Source organism: SAR324 cluster bacterium, assembly GCA_029245725.1.
Lineage (GTDB): Bacteria > SAR324 > SAR324 > SAR324 > NAC60-12 > JCVI-SCAAA005.
Genome location: JAQWOT010000036.1, coordinates 1 through 1,963, shown reverse-complemented (window position 1 = coordinate 1,963; position 1,963 = coordinate 1). Strand labels below are relative to the sequence as shown.

1 protein-coding gene is annotated in these 1,963 nt (G+C 33.0%); it reads left to right on the top strand.

Annotated features, from left to right (window positions below; genetic code table 11):
* Positions 1-780: 780 nt before the first annotated feature.
* A complete protein-coding gene (locus P8O70_01275) occupies positions 781-1,323 on the top strand; it encodes a hypothetical protein (GenBank protein MDG2195515.1) in 543 nt (180 codons plus the stop codon).
* Positions 1,324-1,963 lie beyond the last annotated feature (640 nt).

Here is a 1,963-nt window from a genome sequence, read left to right as displayed (position 1 = left end):
AGATTAGAAATATATATCAAGGTGCAAAATTGTAAATAAAAAGGAATAACAATTGTTTATATGGTCAAAATAAACTATAGGAAAGGTATACATCTACTGGGTTCGAACCCCGTTTCTCGCTCCACTCATCTCCCTTGATATCATAAACTTACTTGTATTATTGGGGCAGTTTATTCTTACTGCCCTAGTCACTTTCCCACCTTGACTGAAATTTTTTTCTCCTCTGTCATCAATAGCTTGACCTATTTCCAATTAAAGAATTTAGTCAATAAATAGAATTCCTTAATCTTTCAAAGCTTTCCACTAGCTGTATTTCTTTTAAATCGTAAATTCTGACAAAGAATATGACTTTTGGGGAGAATTTGAGCCTGGGCACTAGGAATCTGTTTCTAATAAAGTTTTTTCTTCGATAGCATCTTCAAATCAAATTTAAATTTGCCGATTGAAGATTCTTTAGACTTTTTTTATGATCAGATCATGTGTCAGACCATCTTGGTTAAAAATCTCAATTCTTAGGCCTAACTAAAATTTTAAAGTTAATTTTAAGAATACATCTGATAATCTATTCAAAAATTCTAAATATTAATATTTAATTTATACTGAGAAATATTATGAAATCTTGCTAAAGCAATTACTACTGCACCAGAAAGAAATAGTTAAGTCTGCTTGTAAGTAAATAGTAAATAATATGACAGTATAGATTTTCATTAAATTGCTAGATCAAATATTAATTGTTTTTGACTTAAATAATTTGATCAATTAATTCTTTTAAAGGTTTGAATGAACGATTCATATTTCACTTCGTCAGTTCTTAGTAGTTTTATCGACTATCTTAAAGAAGGTTCTGCATTCTATATTATTGCTGGTGTCTTCGCTTGTATAGCATATGGAATACTTTATAATTCTTTGGCTCATGATAAAAAAATAATTGGTGATAAATATCAATATGGTGAAATCCTGTCGAGAGTATTATTTGGTTCAATTTTTATGATTGTCGGTGGTCTGAACGGTTTTTTTGACTTTGTTCCTGGCGGTCAGAAATTCGAGTGCGAACCTTGCTCATTATTTATGAGTGGATTAGATGCAACAGGATATATGTTCCCACTTGTAAAAATTTCTGAATTCATAATAGGTGGTTTGATCCTATTTAATTTATATACTACAATTGCTATTGTCATGGCGTCACCAATAGTAATCAATATATTCTTGTATAATTTATTCTTAGATCAGAGAGGAATTGTCGAAGCATCAATTCTAGTGGCATCCTTACTTTATCTGGCTTGGAGAAAACAATCAAAATTCACGGCATTATTTACTAGATAAACAAGGATAGATCTTTAAAGATAAAATTTATTTAACACAATTAACTTACGAATCAAGAAAATCAATTTATATTACAATTGAATAAAAAAAGTTAAAGCAATTGCATAGTTTAAATATATGAATAATCTCTTAAAATTAGAGATCTATTAATTCAATGTCCCTACTGCGTGTATCCTGACTACATCCTACTCCGTAAGAATTGAAGGGTTAACTTTCCTGCTGCTGAGCTTGCCAACGAACTCTTCAGAAACTGCGAAAGGGGTAAGAATCCAAATCTTCAAAGTGCCGGCTCAAATATGCCCTGAAGGATTGGGGCTCAGAGCCATTGGCAGAATCCTCGGAGTGCAGCGCATACCAGATTCGCGCTGGTTTGTTCAGGCTGCGGAGCAGTTAACAGCTACCCAACCAAAACTAATAACTACTCCTTCATTAAAATTGATGAACTCTGTAGCTTTGTTGCCAAAAAAATCTAAATGCTGGACTGGATAGCGATGCATTCTACTTTTGACTAAGTGGTTGGCTTTGTCTTTGGCAGCAGACCGATCAAGACCGCAAAAAAGCTTTTCAAATAACTGAAGGGCTTGACGCACCAGGAGTTATTGCATGTTTGTCTGAAAGCATACGAGCACTTGGTTCCCAA

Bases quoted from the DNA above. Each gene is read 5' to 3' on its own strand.
- P8O70_01275 (MDG2195515.1), top strand. From the start codon at position 781: ATGAACGATTCATATTTCACTTCGTCAGTTCTTAGTAGTTTTATCGAC.